17 protein-coding genes are annotated in these 18,041 nt (G+C 29.6%); 15 read left to right on the top strand and 2 right to left on the bottom strand.

The features are described from left to right. The first annotated feature begins 21 nt into the window (after window positions 1-21). The 11 genes from recN (at window position 22) to scpB (ending at window position 11,583) form a co-directional block, all read left to right on the top strand. Entirely contained in the window at window positions 22-1,716 is a 1,695-nt protein-coding gene (recN, locus tag ACJDUH_RS09700; protein WP_406764956.1) for a DNA repair protein RecN, read from the top strand. Window positions 1,717-1,962: 246 nt separating this feature from the next. Further along, window positions 1,963-3,186 (top strand): SpoIVB peptidase, encoded by a 1,224-nt coding sequence (gene spoIVB / locus ACJDUH_RS09695; protein WP_406764955.1) that lies wholly within the window; start codon window positions 1,963-1,965, stop codon window positions 3,184-3,186. A 180-nt stretch (window positions 3,187-3,366) separates the two neighbouring features. Continuing rightward, the gene (gene spo0A, locus ACJDUH_RS09690; RefSeq protein ID WP_406764954.1) at window positions 3,367-4,179 is read left to right on the top strand and encodes a sporulation transcription factor Spo0A; all 813 of its coding nucleotides are present in this window, start codon (window positions 3,367-3,369) and stop codon (window positions 4,177-4,179) included. Window positions 4,180-4,611: 432 nt separating this feature from the next. Then, window positions 4,612-4,812 carry a hypothetical protein gene (locus ACJDUH_RS09685; RefSeq protein WP_406764953.1) on the top strand — a complete coding sequence of 67 codons (201 nt, stop codon included), beginning with the start codon at window positions 4,612-4,614 and terminating at the stop codon, window positions 4,810-4,812. A 269-nt stretch (window positions 4,813-5,081) separates the two neighbouring features. Next, window positions 5,082-5,318: a hypothetical protein gene (locus ACJDUH_RS09680; protein ID WP_406764952.1), complete on the top strand. Its 237-nt coding sequence runs from the start codon at window positions 5,082-5,084 to the stop codon at window positions 5,316-5,318. Window positions 5,319-5,529: 211 nt separating this feature from the next. Further along, entirely contained in the window at window positions 5,530-6,156 is a 627-nt protein-coding gene (gene spoIIM, locus ACJDUH_RS09675) for a stage II sporulation protein M (protein ID WP_406764951.1), read from the top strand. A gap of 421 nt (window positions 6,157-6,577) precedes the next feature. Continuing rightward, a complete protein-coding gene (locus ACJDUH_RS09670) occupies window positions 6,578-7,393 on the top strand; it encodes a purine-nucleoside phosphorylase (RefSeq protein WP_406764950.1) in 816 nt (271 codons plus the stop codon). Between the two features lie 24 nt (window positions 7,394-7,417). After that, window positions 7,418-8,716 carry a pyrimidine-nucleoside phosphorylase gene (locus ACJDUH_RS09665; RefSeq protein WP_406764949.1) on the top strand — a complete coding sequence of 433 codons (1,299 nt, stop codon included), beginning with the start codon at window positions 7,418-7,420 and terminating at the stop codon, window positions 8,714-8,716. Between the two features lie 220 nt (window positions 8,717-8,936). Then, window positions 8,937-10,103 (top strand): D-alanyl-D-alanine carboxypeptidase family protein, encoded by a 1,167-nt coding sequence (locus ACJDUH_RS09660; RefSeq protein ID WP_406764948.1) that lies wholly within the window; start codon window positions 8,937-8,939, stop codon window positions 10,101-10,103. Window positions 10,104-10,229: 126 nt separating this feature from the next. Continuing rightward, window positions 10,230-11,006 (top strand): segregation/condensation protein A, encoded by a 777-nt coding sequence (locus ACJDUH_RS09655; protein WP_406764947.1) that lies wholly within the window; start codon window positions 10,230-10,232, stop codon window positions 11,004-11,006. Further along, window positions 10,972-11,583, top strand: coding sequence for an SMC-Scp complex subunit ScpB (scpB, locus tag ACJDUH_RS09650; protein WP_406764946.1), 612 nt, complete (start codon window positions 10,972-10,974; stop codon window positions 11,581-11,583). Before ACJDUH_RS09655 ends, scpB begins: the two co-directional genes overlap by 35 nt. Before the next feature lies 1 nt (window position 11,584). Here the strand turns inward: scpB and ytfJ are convergent, their stop codons facing one another. Continuing rightward, a complete protein-coding gene (gene ytfJ / locus ACJDUH_RS09645) occupies window positions 11,585-12,016 on the bottom strand; it encodes a GerW family sporulation protein (protein ID WP_406764945.1) in 432 nt (143 codons plus the stop codon). A 48-nt stretch (window positions 12,017-12,064) separates the two neighbouring features. Continuing rightward, window positions 12,065-12,640, bottom strand: a complete 576-nt coding sequence (locus tag ACJDUH_RS09640) for a DUF2953 domain-containing protein (protein ID WP_406764944.1) — start codon at window positions 12,638-12,640, stop codon at window positions 12,065-12,067. A gap of 195 nt (window positions 12,641-12,835) precedes the next feature. On the opposite strand from ACJDUH_RS09640, the gene ACJDUH_RS09635 reads away from it, so the two are divergent. From ACJDUH_RS09635 to ACJDUH_RS09620, 4 genes are all read left to right on the top strand, one after another. Continuing rightward, entirely contained in the window at window positions 12,836-13,933 is a 1,098-nt protein-coding gene (locus tag ACJDUH_RS09635; protein WP_406764943.1) for a D-alanyl-D-alanine carboxypeptidase family protein, read from the top strand. A gap of 229 nt (window positions 13,934-14,162) precedes the next feature. Beyond that, window positions 14,163-15,146: a sulfide/dihydroorotate dehydrogenase-like FAD/NAD-binding protein gene (locus tag ACJDUH_RS09630; RefSeq protein WP_406764942.1), complete on the top strand. Its 984-nt coding sequence runs from the start codon at window positions 14,163-14,165 to the stop codon at window positions 15,144-15,146. Window positions 15,147-15,165: 19 nt separating this feature from the next. Further along, entirely contained in the window at window positions 15,166-16,443 is a 1,278-nt protein-coding gene (locus tag ACJDUH_RS09625; protein WP_406764941.1) for an FAD-dependent oxidoreductase, read from the top strand. A 700-nt stretch (window positions 16,444-17,143) separates the two neighbouring features. Beyond that, on the top strand, window positions 17,144-17,707 hold the full coding sequence (locus ACJDUH_RS09620; protein WP_406764940.1) for a flavin reductase family protein: 564 nt from the start codon (window positions 17,144-17,146) through the stop codon (window positions 17,705-17,707). Window positions 17,708-18,041: the final 334 nt, after the last annotated feature.

Below are 18,041 nucleotides of genomic sequence, written 5' to 3'. Positions count from 1 at the left end.
GAGGAATACCGGGAGGTTAAAATGCTTCTTCAATTAAATATAAGTAACTTTGCTCTAATAGAAAATTTAACAATAAACTTTGAAAAGGGATTTAATGTTTTAACAGGTGAGACAGGAGCTGGTAAATCTATATTAATTGACGCAATTAGCTATGTTTTGGGTGGTAAGTTCAGTAAAGATTTAATTAGAACTGGGGAAGAAAAGACATATGTTGAAGCTGTATTTACCATAGAAAATAAAAAAGCTGCAGAAGTCTTAAAGCTTTATGATATTGAAGCTGAAGATATGGTAATCATGAGCAGAGAGACTTTTATGACTGGCAAATCTATTGCTAAAATTAACGGAAAAGCTATGCTCTTAAACAATGTAAAAACAGTTAGCTCAACTTTATTAGATATTCATGGACAACATGAAAATCAAAATTTGTTAGATTCTGCAAATCATATTTATTATGTTGATGATTTTGGTGGAGAAAAATTAGGCACTCTACTTGAAAATTACCGCTTAAAATATAGACATTTACTTAATATAGACAATGAAATAAATAAGATTCAGGGAAAAGCAGGAGAAAAAGAAACTTTAATAGATTTTTATAAATATGAATTAGATGAAATTAATAAAGCTAAATTAAGAGTTAATGAGGATGTTGAGCTTGAGAGTGAATTTTCTATTTTATCAAATGCTGAAAAGATAAATAATAGCCTTAATATTTGCTATGAAATATTAGATAAAGGCAGTGATAGCTCTCCATCAGTTTATGATGCCTTAGGTCTTGTTATAAAAGAGATTCGTGGAATACAAAAGCATATCGAAAAAGTTAAAGCCATTGGTGACAGCTTAGAAGAATCCTATTATAATTTAGAGCAAAACATTGCTGAGGTTAGAAATTTAAGGGACAGCATCCAATATGATGAGAATAAATTGGAGTTTATAAATAGTAGAATATATCAAATTGGCTTATTAAAGAAAAAATATGGTAATTCAATTAAGGAAATAATAGAATTTAGAGATAAAATTCAAACTCAATATGAGGAACTAATAAATAGTAATGAAATAATTGAAAAGTTAAAGAAGGTAAAAGCAGAGCTTATTATAGAACTTACACAAATAACAAATCAAATTCATGACAAAAGATGTAAAACTTCTATATTGCTAGAAAAAGAAGTAACAAAAGAATTAAAGTATATTGGTCTTGAAAAATGTATTTTTAAAATAGAAATAAGTAAGCAAGATGGATTTAATGAAAACGGCAATGATAAAGTCCAATTTTTAATTTCAACTAATCCTGGAGAACCTTTGAAGGATCTAGAAAAGATAGTTTCAGGCGGAGAGCTTTCTCGTATTATGCTTGCTTTTAAAACTGTTTTTGTAGATAAAGATAGCATTCCTTCAGTTATATTTGATGAAATTGATGTTGGAATAAGTGGTAGAGTAGCACAAAGTGTGGCCGAAAAGATGTATTTAATTGCTACAAAACATCAAGTGTTTTGTGTTACACACTTATCTCAAATTGCCTGTATGTCTGATACACATTTCTTGATTTCTAAAGATGTAAAAAAGGATAAAACCTATACTTCAGTTACTAAACTAAGCGATGATCAAAAACAGATAGAAATTGCTAGAATGGTTGGTGGAGCTGAAGTAACTAAATTAACCTTGGAACATGCTAAAGAACTTATTTTTATGGCAGAAATTAAAAAAAATGAATTAATTTAATAAAATATTTATATTTTAGCAAATAAAAAACTTAATTTTGTGGAAGAATAGAGTTATAACACTTAAAATGTTATAACTCTTTTTTTAATAAAATAAAAAATATTTTTAATAAAAAATATTAAAACTATCATATTTTGCTTTAAAAAACAATGGTTTAACTTTATATGAAACTTTAATATAGCATAAGAACATATTTTAAAGGGCAACTTAAAGTTAGAAAATTATTAGACGACAGGAGGAAAAAGCATGAAAAAGAAAAGAATAAGGTTGTTATGCTGGATATTAACTCCTATCATTTTTCTAACTTTATTTACTTATATTAATGTAGGACAGATTTCTTCTACTATTTTTGTAAGGGAAGGTCAGGAATTAAAAAGCAACAACTTTTTGAGGCTAGTAGAAGAAAAGGATATTAAAGTAAATAATTTAATAACAAATAACAGTAGTATTAGAAAAGCACAAGTATGTCTATTAGGTATTTTGCCCTTGAAAACTATCTCTGTTAAAGCTATTTCTAATAAAATTAGCTTATATCCTGGTGGTCAGCCAATAGGTGTAAAATTAAGTACTAAGGGGACTTTAGTAGTTGCACTTTCTGATATAGAAACTGAAAATGGTAAGACCAGCAGTCCAGGAGCAGCAGCAGGAATACAAGTTGGTGATAGTATTTTAAAAATTAATAACATAAGCATTACTAGTTCAGAGCAAGTGTCAGAAATTGTGAATAGCTGCGAAGGTAAAGAATTAAATATAACAATAGATAGAAAGGGAGAAGAACTTACGAAAAAGGTTAAACCTGTAAAAAATACTAATGATACAAAATATAAAATTGGACTTTGGATAAGAGATTCCACAGCAGGTGTTGGAACTTTAACCTTCTATGATGAAAATTCAAATAAGTTTGCAGCATTAGGTCATCCTATTACAGATTCTGATACAGGTACTATTTTAAATATTAATACAGGGCAAATTATCTCATCATCAATAGTTTCTGTTAGAAAAGGTGCCAAGGGAAATCCTGGAGAATTAAAAGGTATTTTTATTGACGAGGAAGTCGCATTAGGGGATATAACGAAGAATACTAACTGTGGGATATTTGGAAATACAAATAAAAGCTTAATTAATAAGAATAGTAAACCATTAGATATAGCTTTAAGAGATGAAATAAAATTAGGGCCCGCTCAAATATTGACAACAATCGATGGAGAAGAGCCTAAACTTTATAATATTGAAATTGAAAAACTTTTAAAGCAAGAAACTCCTAGTCCTAAAAGCATGATAATTAAAATAACAGATCCTGTTTTATTAGAAAAAACAGGTGGTATAGTTCAAGGTATGAGTGGTAGTCCTATTATACAGAACAATAAAATCATAGGTGCTGTAACTCATGTTCTAATAAATAAGCCAGATACAGGTTATGGAGTTTATATAGAATGGATGTTAAAAGATGCAGATATATTGACGAATTAAGCTAATTATAATAGTATTATAATAATAAGTGAATTATAAAAAAATTATAAATTCACTTATTATTTATTTTTGGTCATTTTTAACAAAAAAAATTTATTTTAATAGAAGGATTTATTGCAGTTTTGTCGAATTAATAAATTGTTAAGATATGGAATTTAAATTGAAAGGGGTATTTAAAACATGGAAGATTCAAAAATAAGTGTTATTATTGCAGATGATAATAAAGAATTTTGCAATATATTGAACGATTACTTATTAAATCAGAGAGACATAGTAGTTACAGGAATCGCAAAAGATGGCTTAGAAGCACTTAAACTTATTCAGGAAAAAAAGCCTGATTTAGTTGTATTAGATATTATTATGCCGCATTTAGATGGACTTGGAGTACTAGAGAGATTAAATAGTATTCATGTTGATCCAATGCCTAGAATAATAGTTTTATCAGCTGTTGGACAAGATAAAATAACTCAAAGAGCCATAACTCTAGGAGCAGATTATTATGTTGTAAAACCATTTGATATGGATGTATTTACAAAGAGAATAAGACAAATGTTTAACAATACTATTTCAAGCGATGATACTAAAAGAACCATTCCTATGGAAGATACACCAGAAATAAAAATAAATAGAAATGAACCAATAGATTTAGAAACTGAAATTACTGGAATAATTCATGAAATCGGAGTTCCTGCGCACATTAAAGGCTACATGTATTTAAGAGAAGCTATTAGTATGGTAGTAAACGATATTGAATTATTATCTGCTGTTACAAAAGAACTATATCCATCAATAGCTAAAAAATTCAATACAACAGCAAGTAGAGTAGAAAGAGCTATAAGACATGCAATTGAAGTTGCATGGAATAGAGGCCAGGTAGATACAATTAATAAACTTTTTGGATATACCATACATAATGATAAGGGCAAGCCAACTAATTCAGAATTTATTGCTATGGTAGCAGACAAGCTAAGACTTAAAAATAAAGTTTCATAAATGACTCAGTTCAAAGATTTATTGAGATAGTCATTCAATAAACTGTATGAAAAACCATATGAATTTTAAGTTTTGGTATCTATAAATATATAATTGATATTTTAATTTACACCTTTGTATATTGGTTAAAGACCAAATTACAAAGGTGTATTTATTTTGCCAAAACTAAAATAATTGAAATTCTTCAAGAAATAAAAAATAATAGCCTTAAATAATAAATGCTAACATGAAAAAAGAAGGGACTCTACTTTAAAAGTAAAGGAACCTTCTTCTCCAACAACTCTCTATGAGTTGTTAATAATATTATTAGTAATTTTCATATTTTTATGCATCTATATAAGAATTAATTAATTTGCAATATTATAGAACATATGTTTGTATTCTTGTTTGGTTTATGTTATAATTATCTTAAAATTATTAGAGGTGGTTATAATGTTTGATAATGTATTGAGAACATCTTTAGCTACACATAAGGTTGTTACTATAATGTATCAAAAAGGAAATGAGTTTACTAAAAGAAATATAAAGGTTATAAAAATCAAAGATAACGATATTGAAGCTTATTGTTATTTAAGACATCAAGTTAGACACTTTAAAAAAGATAAAATATTAGCTGCTATGTACACCCATTAATTAGGGTGTATTTTTATTTAAATTATATCAGCCAGCTACTTCTGATGTTGTTAAATTTAACGAAGTTTGAAATAGAGCAGTTTGGTATTTCTATTATTTTGCTGGATATGGAAAACAATTGATATGTTTAGGAATGAAGTGCAACAACAAATTAATATAATGTTAGGAGAAGATACAAGATTTACAACTTTCAAGGATGCTGGAAATTTAGTTTAGAAGGTATCCAAAGTTAGGACACCTTTATATTAATTATTTGGAGGTAATTTAATATGTTAAAACAATTTGTAAGTGTAAAGAAGATAATAGCTTTATTATTAACATTAGTTTTTTGCTATTTGTCAGTAATGAAACTTTTAAGTTCAACTGAGTTTTTAAGCGTGTTTACATTAGTAATTGGCTATTACTTTGGTCAATCTACTGTAATACAGGCAACTGCTATACAAGCAAATAAATCAGCAACAAATGAACAAGTTACACAAGATCAATCAGCAGATAAAACTGAATAAATAAAATAGATTTAATTAGATTTCAATTTGCACAGCCAATACATATTTTTACTAAAAAATTAAAGCGGATTTTTGTCTTTTATACTTTTTATGTTTTTTGGACTAGTCATATAACTCCATTTATTATCATAAATATTAAAAGATAATATACAAAGGGACAAGCAATTAATAATTGCTTAGAAAAAATGAGGAACCCAAGGAGGAGAAAGATATGTCCAATAGAAGAAATGCAATTAATTTAGGCAATCACGTTCAAGAGAACTTTTGGCTTTATGTAATTAGTTTGCTTTGCATATTTACTGGAATCGTTCTAGGAATTTATTCTGTAAAATATATGGCTAATGGTGATAGAAGTGATTTGGTAAACTATTTAAGTAATTTTTCGCAAAATATAACACAAGGTAATTTTAAATATAATAGCATTTTAATAGACGTTATAAAAAATAATATTCCATTTATAATTGCAATTTGGTTTCTAGGATTAACAATGGTTGGAATCCCAATTATATTATTAATTGACTTAGTAAAAGGCTTTACCGTTGGTTTTACATTAAGCTTTATGATAAGTGGTTTTGGGGTAAAGGGAATTGGGATAGCAGCTTTAGGGGTAGTGCCTCAAAACTTATTGTACTTACCATGTATTATAGTTGCTTCTGTACTTTCAATGGAATTTTCGGTTAATCTATTAAAAGAAAAAATGAATAAGAGGTATAATGGAAGTCTTTGGGTTAAATTAGCTACCTATTCTTTTTACTTTGCAGTTATTACAATAGTAATGTTTATTGGCTTTGCACTTGAAACCTATGGATCACCTTCCTTAGTTAAGCTTATACTATAGGAAGTGACAATATGTTTAAACTGGAAAATGTAATTGAATTTATTAGCCTAATTTTAAGATGCTTTTTGGTTCTTATTATATTTGGTATGCTGCTTCCTAAGATTATAGATGGGGTGTTATATTACTTTTATAAAACAAATATATATGATAATAGTATTTTTGTTAATTTTTTAGTAGATAAAAATATGAAAATTCTATATAATTATATATATATTATTAAAAAAGTTATAAGTAATTTTTAATTTGTATATTTCATAATCTTAAAATTACTTTAAAGCATACAATTATAACTGTTAAGAACAGTATTAATATGATAATATTTATTTACAATATTAGCATGTGTTTAGCTTATATAAAGCTAGGTACATGCCTATTTTCATCACTAAAAATATATAATTAAGCTAAAGAAAGGATTGAGTAAATGAACTTAGAGAAGGTAAAGGAAAGTGTAAGCTACATTAAAGGTAAAATTAATATTATTCCTAAAGTAGGAATAATACTTGGATCAGGACTTGGAGAAATGGCTGAAACCCTTGAAGATATGGTTGTCATAAAATATTCTGAGGTACCAAATTTACCTGAATCAACTGTTAAAGGGCATAAAGGTCAATTTGTTTTTGGTAAACTTCAAGGTAAAGATGTTGTTATGATGCAGGGAAGATTCCATTATTACGAAGGAAATAAAATGGAGGATTTAGTGCTGCCAGTATATATAATGAAATATTTAGGAATTGAAACCTTAGTTGTTACAAATGCAGCTGGTGGAGTAAACCTTGACTTTAAGCCTGGAGATTTAATGCTTATTACTGATCATGTTAATTTGGCATTTAATAATCCCTTAATTGGGAAAAATGATGAGAATCTAGGTGTTAGATTCCCAGATTTATCTTCTGCTTATGATAAGGAATTAATAAATTTAGCAAAAACTGCAGCAAAAAATCTAAATATTGAACTTAAGCAAGGCACTTATTTTATGTTTACTGGGCCTACTTATGAAACACCAGCTGAAATTAGAATGACTAGAATATTAGGCGGAGATGCAGTTGGAATGTCAACTGTACCTGAAGTAATTGCTGCGAGACACTGCACAATTAAGGTGCTTGGTATTTCATGTATAACAAACATGGCTGCTGGGATTTTAAACCAGGCTCTTAATCATGAAGAGGTTATAGAAGTATCAAATAAGGTTAAAGATAAGTTCATTAATCTGATTAATGAATTTGTAAAAATACTTTAATAAAGTAATAGGAGTGAACAAAAAATGAGAATGGTAGATTTAATACAAAAGAAGAAACAAGGAGAGGTTCTGACTGCCGAAGAAATTGATTTTGCAGTACAGGGCTATACTAAAGGTGAAATTCCTGACTATCAGATGTCTGCATTTCTTATGGCTATATATTTTAAAGGCATGAATAAGGAAGAGACTTCTAATATGACTATGTCTTTTGTAAATTCTGGTGATAAGGTGGATCTTTCAGCCATAGAGGGCATAAAAGTTGATAAACATTCAACTGGAGGAGTAGGGGATAAAATAAGCTTAATTGTTATCCCACTAGTAGCTTCTGTAGGTGTTCCAATAGCTAAAATGTCAGGCAGAGGCTTAGGACACACTGGGGGAACTATTGATAAACTTGAATCCATTGAAGGTTTTAGAACTGAATTAAGCAGTGAAGAATTTATTAATAATGTAAATAAATATAAAATGGCAATTACAGGACAGTCTGGGAATCTAACTCCTGCAGATAAGAAAATATATGCTTTAAGAGATGTTACTGCAACAGTTGATAGTATTCCTTTAATAGCAAGCTCAATTATGAGCAAGAAAATAGCTTCGGGCTCAGATGCTATAGTTCTTGATGTTAAAGTTGGATCAGGTGCTTTCATGAAAACTGTGGAGGAAGCAAGGGAATTAGCAAGAACAATGGTTGAAATAGGTAAACATCTTAATAGAAGGACTGTAGCAGTTATAACAGATATGAATCAGCCTTTAGGCCACGAAGTAGGTAATGCAAATGAAGTAAGAGAAGCAATTGAGGTTCTAAAAGGAAAGGGCTCAGAAGACGAAACTACAGTAGCACTTACTATTGCCTCTCATATGTCTGTATTAGGTGGTGCCTTTAAGGAGTTTGACGAAGCATTTAAGAGCTTATCAGAAATAATAAAATCAGGCAGGGCAATTGAAAAACTTAAAGAACTTGTTAAGATACAAGGGGGAAATCCTGAAGTTATTGAAAATATAGAACTATTACCTGTTGCTAAGAATCATTTTGAAGTAAAATCTACAGTGAAAGGTTTTGTAGCAGCTATAGAGGCAGAAAATATTGGAATATCAGCAATGCTTCTGGGTGCAGGTAGAAAAACTAAAGAAGATTCTATTGATTTTGCTGCTGGCATAACAATTGTAAAGAAGGTTGGAGAGAAAGTTAATGTAGGAGATACCTTATGCGTATTACATACTAATTTATCTCAATGTGACGAGGCTGAGGCTATGATAAGAAAGGCCTACACAATTGGAAATACTGCTAAAAAAGTAGATTACATTCATGATATAATACTATAAACAAAGTTTATTATTAAAATTTAATAATGAATTTAGAAATAGCTTTACTAGTTAAAGCTATTTTTTTTGATTTTTGAGAAAGAATAATTCCATAATATTATTCATCCATAAGCTTTATTTATAATAAATCATATATACTTTAATGTAAAATTTAACAATTTTCTTTCGTTATAATCTAAAAAAAAGAGGTAATACTAATTTCATGGAAAGGAGGAGTAATATGAGAAAACAAAAATTATTTAGCATTATACTATCAGCTGTTTTTATTTTTCAAATATTTTCAATTAAGGTTAAAGCAGAGGAGAGCGGCTTAAAGGTTGATGCAAGATCAGCATTACTAATGGAACCTGTAACAGGAAAGATAATATTTGAAAAAAATTCTCATGAAAAACTTGCACCGGCTTCTGTAACTAAGATTATGACTATGCTTCTAGCAATGGAGGCTGTAGATAGTGGTAAGATTAAAATAAGTGATAAGATTACTGCAAGTGAAAACGCAAAGAAAATGGGCGGAAGCACAATGCTGTTAGACACTGGGGAGATTAGAACAGTTGAAGAAATTTTAAAGGGAATTGCTATTGCTTCTGGTAATGATGCAGCAGTTGCCATGGGGGAATATTTAGCTGGTAGTGAAGAAGCTTTTGTTAAGCTTATGAATGATAGAGCAAAAGCCTTAGGCATGAAGGATACTACCTTTAAAAACTGTACTGGACTAAATGCAGCAGGACATGTCACAAGCGCCTATGACATTTCAATAATGTCAAGAGAGCTGCTAAAGCACCCTACTATATTAAAATATTCAGGAACATATATGGAAACTATTTCAGAAGGAAGGAAATCACCTATTGGACTAGTAAACCACAATAAATTAGTTAGATTTTTCAAGGGTTGTGATGGTTTAAAAACTGGCTTTACAGAAGAAGCAAAATACTGCATATCGGCAACAGCTGTTAGAGATGGTGCAAGAATGCTAACAGTTATAATGGGAGCTCCCTCCTACAAAATAAGAAATAGAGATGCCAGCATGCTTCTTAATTTTGGTTTTTCAAAATTTGAAGTTAAAAAGGCTATTAGCAAAGATGATGATGTAGAAAAAATTTACATTAATAAGCAAAATGATAAATATTTTGTTGCAAAGGCAAAGCAGGATTGCAGTATAGTTGTTGAAAAAGGAATTGATAATAAAATTATAAAGAAATGCACCTTAAATATTGATAGTAATAAAAAGGAATTCAAAAAAGGGGAAGTAGTAGGCTACTGTGAAGTATTAGTTAATGATATGCCGTTAAATAAAGTTGAAATATATTGTGATAGAGACTTTAAAAAGGGTGGCGTATTTGAGAACCTAAAACTTAATATAAAGAGAATGTTCGAAAATTCAATATAACTTACTAAAGCAGCTAAAGGCAAATTTGCCTTTAACTGCTTTATTTTTTAAATTTTATTTGTAAAAAGTTATGAAACCATCTAAAATACTATTATAGGTATTAAACAATGTTTTAGGAGAGAACCAATGACATTAAATATAAAGATTGAAAACTTTGAAGGCCCTTTTGACCTGCTGCTTCATTTAATCAAAAAAAGTGAAATGGATATATATGACATACAAATTCATGAAATAACAAATCAATATTTACAATATATAAATCAAATGAAAGAAATGGATTTAGAAGTAACCTCAGAATTTATTTTAATTGCTGCTAATCTTCTTGAAATAAAATCTAGAATGCTCTTACCAAATTATACAGAAGACGAAACAGCTGCTGATAAAGAGGTTGACCCACGTAAAGAATTAGTTTCAAAACTTATTGAATACAAAAAATATAAAGCTATAGCTGAGATTTTAAGAACAAAGGAAGAAGAGTTTGGAGTAGTATTTACTAAAAAACCTGAAATTATTATTGATAATAGTAGGGATGAAGAAGTTGACATTCTAAGTAATATTACAATGTTAGAGCTATATAATTTATTTAATGAACTAATGAATAAATATTATAGTAAGACAAATAATGGAAATGTCTTGCAGAAAGAAATTCCTATTGATTCATATAAAATTGAAGATAAGATGGAATATTTAAGACAAAATCTAAAGCAGGGTAAAACTGTAATTTTTACTGATATATTAATTACCTGTGAAAGCAAAATGGAAAAAGTAGTGACATTTTTAGCACTACTTGAGCTAATAAAACTAAAAACTGTAAGAGTATTGCAAGAAAAGAGTTTTACTGATATATATGTAGAAAGGATAGAAAATAATGAAGAAAGCCTATCTGGATCAATTAGAGATTGATGAAATTTCAAAGAAAAAAGTGTATTTTTCAATTATTGAATCATTACTATTTGCTAGTGGAGATCCCTTAAAAGATAAGGAAATAGCTTCCATCATAGAATGTGATCTTGAAACCACAAGAAATTTATTAGAAATGTTAAAGGAAAGCTACGAAAGTGAAGAAAGAGGAATAATGCTAATAACTCTTAATGATGAATATCAGTTAGTAACAAAAGCTATAAATACTAATTATGTTCAAAAGCTTCTTAAGATAAATACAAGACAATCTCTTTCTCAAGCTGCCTTGGAAACCTTGGCGATAATTGCCTATAAGCAGCCAATAACAAGAATAAACATTGATGAAATAAGAGGCGTAAAAAGTGATAGAGCAGTTTTAACCTTAACGGAAAAAGGCCTTATTAAGGAAGTTGGTAGATTAGAAGTACCAGGGAGGCCTGTTCTTTTCGCAACTACTGATAAGTTCCTTTTGCACTTTGGGCTGGAAAACTTAGAGCAGCTGCCAGTTTTAGATGATTTAGCAAGTTTGGAAATTATAGCTACCGAAGACGATAATAGTGAAAATGAAACCAAGGAATAAACTATTCCTTGGTTTCATTTGTATCTACAGTTGTTTCATTTGTTTTATTATCACCCTTATTTTTACAGGTTAGTCCCTTTATCATATCAATAAACTGGGGTATTGAATCCATGAACTTCTCATAAGGATTATCGTACTCAACAGGTAAAATTCTTACTGATTCATTATGTATAACTAGAAAAGCTACAGGTTTAACTGTAACCCCAGCACCAGTACCGCCTCCAAAAGGAAATTTAGACATATCTTTCTTCTCTTCTTTTGAGTTAAATTCACTTCCACCTGCTGCAAAACCAAAACAAACTCTGGAGATTGGAATTATTATAGAACCATCTTTGGCTTCTATAGCATCTCCAATTATGGTATTTACATCTACCATTTCTTTAATATGTTCCATGGTGGTTTTCATTAAATTGTCAATTGGATGATTATCCATCTTATTCCTCCTAATCTTTCTTTTATATGTCACAACAATTAATAATTGCTATGTTTTAGTATTATTATGCTCTTGGTTCTTTAATTTAAAATTAAGGTTTGAGCGATTCCTTTTCTTTCTAATAAAAATGATCATATAGATTATTTTGATTATATTTACAAAAATTATACTATTTATGCTTGATTCTAAAAATACACCTTGAAAATTTGGTTTAATATTGAAATCATAACTTTTGATTTTAAAGGGAGTATTTAATAACTTATATAGAAAAGGAGAAATTGAATTAATATAACCAAATGCTATTGCTGTACTAGATGCTTCACTAAAACCATAGTTACAATAAAATTTAAATCTAATTGTAGGCTTTAATTTTATGTTCTCAATCCTGTCTATAAGAAAAAGTATATATGTGTAATCAAATTCGTATTTTTCCTTATGTAAGGGTTTAACATGTTTTTTTATCTCACTTTTTCTATAAAGCTTCCTCAGCTTATCAAAATTAAGTTTGAAGTTATAAAGATAAAAATTAATATTGAAACTCGAATATTTAATACTAAGCTTTATAGGAATAGGAATCAACAATAAAATTATTATCACTAATAATATAAAATATAGGTAAAACATTACAATACCTCCAATGTTTATATTATTTCCAATAAAAATATAAATATAAGTTTATAAATAAAATTACTCAGTTTAAATAATTCAATAAGGAAAAACTATTTTATAGACTTTATTAAAATCATGGAAAATATTAATATGAGTAATTTATCAGTTATTAGAAAAAATAAATATAGTATGTTTTAAGAGGTGATAGAATTGAAAAGCAAAAAAAATAAATTTATTAGCCTATTTTTAGTTTGTTCACTAATAATATTTAATTTCGTAAGTATTAAGGTAAATGCCATGAATATAAATGTTAATGCAAGAGCAGCAGTTGCCATAGACAGTAGGTCTAAAGTGGTACTATACGAAAAAAATGCACATATGCTTATACCTATGGCAAGTACGACAAAGATAATGACAGCTCTTGTGGCTCTTAAATACGGAGACTTAGATAAAAAGTTTGAAATATCCAGCAAGGCCTCAGCAATTCGTGGTTCAACTGTCGGATACAAAAAAGGCGACATGATTTCTCTTAAGGAACTTATATACGGCTTAATGCTAAGATCTGGCAATGATGCAGCTATTGCTATTGCAGAGGGTATTGGAGGCAGTGTAGAAGGATTTGTAAGGATAATGAATGAATATGCAAATCAAATCGGACTTTGCAGCACAAATTTTGAATCACCGCATGGTCTAGATAGTGAAAATCACTATTGCAACGCCTATGATTTGGCTTTAATAACTATAAAGGCAAGAGAAGATAAGCTATTTAATGAAATAGTTGCAACTAAGGATTTAGATAAGAAGGACAGCGATTTTACAAGAAGCTATCACAATATTAATAAAATTTTATGGCTTCTTCCTGAATCCAGCGGCGTTAAAACAGGCTATACAGGCAAAGCAGGAAAGTGCTTAGTTTCATCAGTTGAAATACAGAATAATGATGTTATTATTGTTGTATTAAACTCACCTGAAAGATGGAAGGAAACAAAGAAAATCTACGATTATATTAATAAGAACTACGATTATAAACAGTTTTTTTCAAAAGAAGAAGTAGTCGATGAATTTAATATTAATCGCTCAAGTAAGGTACTTAAGCTTACAACTGAAAAGGAGATAATATTACCGGTTAATAAAGATAAAAATTATGAAGTAAAAATAACAAAGCCAACTGAAAACATAAAACTGCCTATAGTAAAAGGAACAAAGCTTGGAGGCATAAGTATCTATGAAGGAGACAAGAAGATATACACTAATTATTTAATTGCAGGTAATGATATTAAAGCTAAGAAATGGTTTTTCTTTAAATAAATTTAATATACTATATATAAATTTAGATGAGAGCACTTTTATAAGTGCTTTTTTCTTTTTGAGTATTTTTTAAGGTTAGAATTCAAGGACAAGCTTTGTTATAAAAAGAGGAGCTTTGAATTAAATTATTTATTTTTATATAGTAGTAGCAAATTTTGTAGTTTTAAATAATTTAATAGTATAGGTTATTGCTATTAATAAGGTTTAGCATGCCAAAGGAGGTTCTAATGTGAATTATGAAATAAGAGATTGCATAGATGCCGGGACGGAATTTTGCCCCTGCCATTTAGCCGAAACAGGAGATTGTATACTATGTTCACAGCTTTCTGGTAAAAAGTTTTGCGACTGCATCAACTGGAAAGGCGTTTGCATATACCAAGAATATATTTGGAATAACAGTAAAGCTAAGCCATTAAGAAAAATATTTAATTGTAAAATTGTTAATAAGGAGATAGTGGAAAGAAATGTAGTTATCTTAAATATTTCCGTACCTCACGAGTTAACTAAAAACTTGGTTCATCCAGGAAGCTATATTTTTCTAAGAAGTACAAAAGCATCACAGTTCTATGATGTTCCCATATCAATAATGGACACTAACACAGATGAAAATATTATAACAATAGCTATTGAAATTAAAGGTATTAAAACAAAGAGCCTTAACGAGCTAAAGGACGGAGATAATATTTTCATAAGAGGACCATTTTTTAATGGAGAACTTGGGCTAAGAAACATATTTAAAAGCAAAGAAGGTACTGCAGTTGTTATAATTAGAGGCATAGGTCAGGCGCCAGTTGTTCCAGTTCTAAAAAAGCTATATTCAAACGGAAACAAAATTATTGTAATATTGGATAAAGCACGATTTAAAAATGTATTTATAAACAAGTATTTAGAAATGTGCAATTGCACAGTTATTAACTGCAATACACTTCAAGCAGGGGCTATTTCTGAGGAACTTAAAAATATATTAACAAACTTACTGGAAAATGAAAATATTAACTTGATACACTGCTCTGCTCCAGATATATTAAACTTTAAAGTTTTAGATTTTATAGATAGTAAAGTGGATTTTTCCTGCTGTAATAATGCTAAAATGTGCTGCGGAGAAGGAATATGCGGGGCATGCTCTACAAGGTATAAAGGTCAAAGGGTAAAAAAGCTATGTAAGGTACAGATTGAACCTAAATATATATTTGAAGGAAGAAGATTTATTTAATTAAGTTGGGGGAATAAGTATGAAGGTTATAATAATAGGTGGTGGATGGGCAGGCTGCGCTGCAGCAATTACTGCAAAAAAAGCAGGTGCCCAAGTAAAACTATTTGAAAAGACAGATATGCTTTTAGGTCTTGGAAATGTAGGGGGCATAATGAGAAATAACGGAAGGTATACTGCTAGCGAGGAGTTAATAGCACTTGGAGCAGGTGATTTAATTAAAATAACCGATTCCTTATCAAGACATAAAGACATTCAGTTTCCAGGGCATGCACACGCATGGCTTTATGATGTTAATAAAATAGAGCCTGAGGTAAAAGCTTATTTAGTTAACATAGGTGTAGAAATTAACCTACTTTCAAGAATTATAGATGTTGAAAAAGAAGGAAATAAAATTAAAGGAATATATCTTGCAGACGGCACTTTTGTAGAAGGAGATGTGTTTATCGAAACAACAGGTTCCACAGGGCCAATGGGCAACTGCTTAAGATACGGTAATGGCTGCTCAATGTGCGTATTAAGATGTCCAGCTTTTGGACCAAGAGTAAGTCTTAGCTCTAGAGCTGGGGTTGAAGATTTTCAAGGTGAAAGAGATGATGAAGCCTATGGAGCTATGAGTGGTTCCTGTAAGCTAGCTAAGGAAAGTTTATCTGATGAGCTTGTTAAAAAGTTAGACGAAACAGGTGTAGTTGTTTTAAAGGTTCCTCCTGAGGATGTAAACTTAGATAAACTTAAAACCAAGGTTTGTCAGCAATATGCCCTTAAAGAATTTGCAGAAAATGTTGTGCTGTTAGACACAGGGCACGCAAAGCTAATGACAACCTATTATCCTTTAGAAAAGCTTAGAAAAATACCAGGCCTTGAGAAAGCTAAATATGTAGATCCTTATGCAGGAGGAAAAGGAAATTCAATCAGATATCTTTCAGTAGCTCCAAGAACAGACGATATGAAGGTCAAAGGCATAGATAATCTCTTATGTGCAGGTGAAAAGTCAGGTTTATTTGTAGGCCATACTGAGGCAATATGCACAGGCTCTCTAGCAGGGCATAATGCAGTAAGATATGTTATGGGAATGCCAGCATTAATACTGCCAAAAGCTCTATCTATAGGGGATATAATCTCCTATGCAAATTATAAACTCATGACAAAGGAAGGAAGAAGAAACAGATACACCTTTGCAGGAGCAGAATACTTTGAAAGAATGAAAGCACAAGGACTTTATACAATAGATATAGAGGAAATAAAGGGCAGAGTTGAAAAATTGAAGCTTACTGATGTACTGAATCAAAAGCTAATTTAAATAATATAAAATTTAATAATAGTTAATAAAAATGCCTCCAGATATTATTCTGGGGGCATTTAGGTGAAATAATGGAGCAAATACAAATGATTTCAAAGGCTTTAAATCTATGGATATTAACTTAGATTATCCATATAACAAGAAATTTAATTTACGGAATTGAAAGTTTGGGAGTAGTTTGCAAACATTTTGCAAACATAAGAGGTATTAAACAATATTACATTACGTTAATAGAAGTTAAATACAACGGCTTTTATTTTTATCCTTTTATACATCATAAAACTTGTCATATAAGTATAATTTTTATATTTTATATAAATAATTAATAACATAAAAGTTTTAATTTCGAAAACTGGCTTTGTACCAAGAGTACAAAGCCAGTAATAATTTTAAGTAGAATTTCGATTAAGTCTTGAAACTTAAAGTAAGAACAATAATCTTTCAAAATTGAATAATACGATATTTTAAAAAAACTGTCTTCCATTTTATGTTTGAGTACTATTATGATAGCATGAAAAATACAGTATGAGTGTACTGGTCTAAAGTAGACTTATTTATATTGTGATTATAAAATTATTTATTTTTGCGCGTAATCTATCTATATGATAACTCATAGGAAAGAAACAGTCTATATTTTTTTCAATTTATCCATATAATTATTATTGTTGCAACAAATAAATAATTGGATTGGAGAAAGAATATGATAAAGAAGAAAATAGCAAATATCCCTTTTGGACCATTTATTACAGTTTTAGCAGGCGCCATGGTTAATGGGAAACCAAACTATGCCACAATAGGTGCATATGGGGTTGTAAGTGAGAAGCCTGTATTGTATATTTCATTGAAAAATTCCCACTACACAACTTTAGGCGTAGTGGAAAATGGATTCTTCAGTGTAAACATACCATCCTCTGAATCTATTTATAAGACTGATCTTTGTGGGTGCGTCTCTGGTAATAAAGAAGATAAATCGAATGTATTTGATTCATTTTATGATGATGCAGGAAATGCACCAATGATAAAAGAATGTCCTGTAAATTATCTTTGTAAGGTAATACAGACAATTCCTATATTTGATTTTACGATGTTTATTGGAGAAATTGTTGCAGTATATGCGAATGAAGACTGTCTGGAAAATGGAACACCAAATGCCCTTGAGGTTAAACCAACAATTATGATGTATCCAGGGTACTATAATCTAAAGGATAAAGTTGGTACATTATTTAAAACATATAGGAGCATTAGTACCGACGAACCTAGATAGCAAGCATTAATATAAGGATGATACGTAATCTTCTAATATGATTAATTAGTCATAAAAATATGATGGTTGAACAATGGTAAATTAATCCGAAGTATTAGAACCAAAACTTAGAAAGGTGGAATTAAGATGCCAAATAAAATAAAATCATGAATAATTGTAAAAGAGAATTGCAAATAACTATGAAACAGTTGGCCGTAAAGCTGCAATCTCAAAAGATTGTAGCTTTTTTAGGTCCATGGTAAGTTCTAATATACTATGGAGGAAATTATTGTTATTTGTAGAACATTGTATAATAGGATAAATCCCAGCTTATTCTGATAATGTCTATAATCGG

The sequence above is a fragment of the Candidatus Clostridium radicumherbarum genome (genome assembly GCF_045310525.1).
Lineage (GTDB): Bacteria > Bacillota > Clostridia > Clostridiales > Clostridiaceae > Clostridium_AT > Clostridium_AT radicumherbarum.
The sequence above is the reverse complement of the archived record's forward strand: the minus strand, read 5'-3'. Positions and strand labels throughout refer to the sequence as shown.

Coding starts and splice junctions, on each gene's coding strand:
- spo0A (WP_406764954.1), top strand. CDS start 3,367: ATGGAAGATTCAAAAATAAGTGTTATTATTGCAGATGATAATAAAGAA.
- ACJDUH_RS09665 (WP_406764949.1), top strand. CDS start 7,418: ATGAGAATGGTAGATTTAATACAAAAGAAGAAACAAGGAGAGGTTCTG.
- ACJDUH_RS09660 (WP_406764948.1), top strand. CDS start 8,937: ATGAGAAAACAAAAATTATTTAGCATTATACTATCAGCTGTTTTTATT.
- ACJDUH_RS09655 (WP_406764947.1), top strand. CDS start 10,230: ATGACATTAAATATAAAGATTGAAAACTTTGAAGGCCCTTTTGACCTG.
- scpB (WP_406764946.1), top strand. CDS start 10,972: ATGAAGAAAGCCTATCTGGATCAATTAGAGATTGATGAAATTTCAAAG.
- ACJDUH_RS09670 (WP_406764950.1), top strand. CDS start 6,578: ATGAACTTAGAGAAGGTAAAGGAAAGTGTAAGCTACATTAAAGGTAAA.
- recN (WP_406764956.1), top strand. CDS start 22: ATGCTTCTTCAATTAAATATAAGTAACTTTGCTCTAATAGAAAATTTA.
- spoIVB (WP_406764955.1), top strand. CDS start 1,963: ATGAAAAAGAAAAGAATAAGGTTGTTATGCTGGATATTAACTCCTATC.
- ACJDUH_RS09680 (WP_406764952.1), top strand. CDS start 5,082: ATGTTAAAACAATTTGTAAGTGTAAAGAAGATAATAGCTTTATTATTA.
- spoIIM (WP_406764951.1), top strand. CDS start 5,530: ATGTCCAATAGAAGAAATGCAATTAATTTAGGCAATCACGTTCAAGAG.
- ytfJ (WP_406764945.1), bottom strand. CDS start 12,016: ATGGATAATCATCCAATTGACAATTTAATGAAAACCACCATGGAACAT.
- ACJDUH_RS09685 (WP_406764953.1), top strand. CDS start 4,612: ATGTTTGATAATGTATTGAGAACATCTTTAGCTACACATAAGGTTGTT.
- ACJDUH_RS09640 (WP_406764944.1), bottom strand. CDS start 12,640: ATGTTTTACCTATATTTTATATTATTAGTGATAATAATTTTATTGTTG.
- ACJDUH_RS09620 (WP_406764940.1), top strand. CDS start 17,144: ATGATAAAGAAGAAAATAGCAAATATCCCTTTTGGACCATTTATTACA.
- ACJDUH_RS09625 (WP_406764941.1), top strand. CDS start 15,166: ATGAAGGTTATAATAATAGGTGGTGGATGGGCAGGCTGCGCTGCAGCA.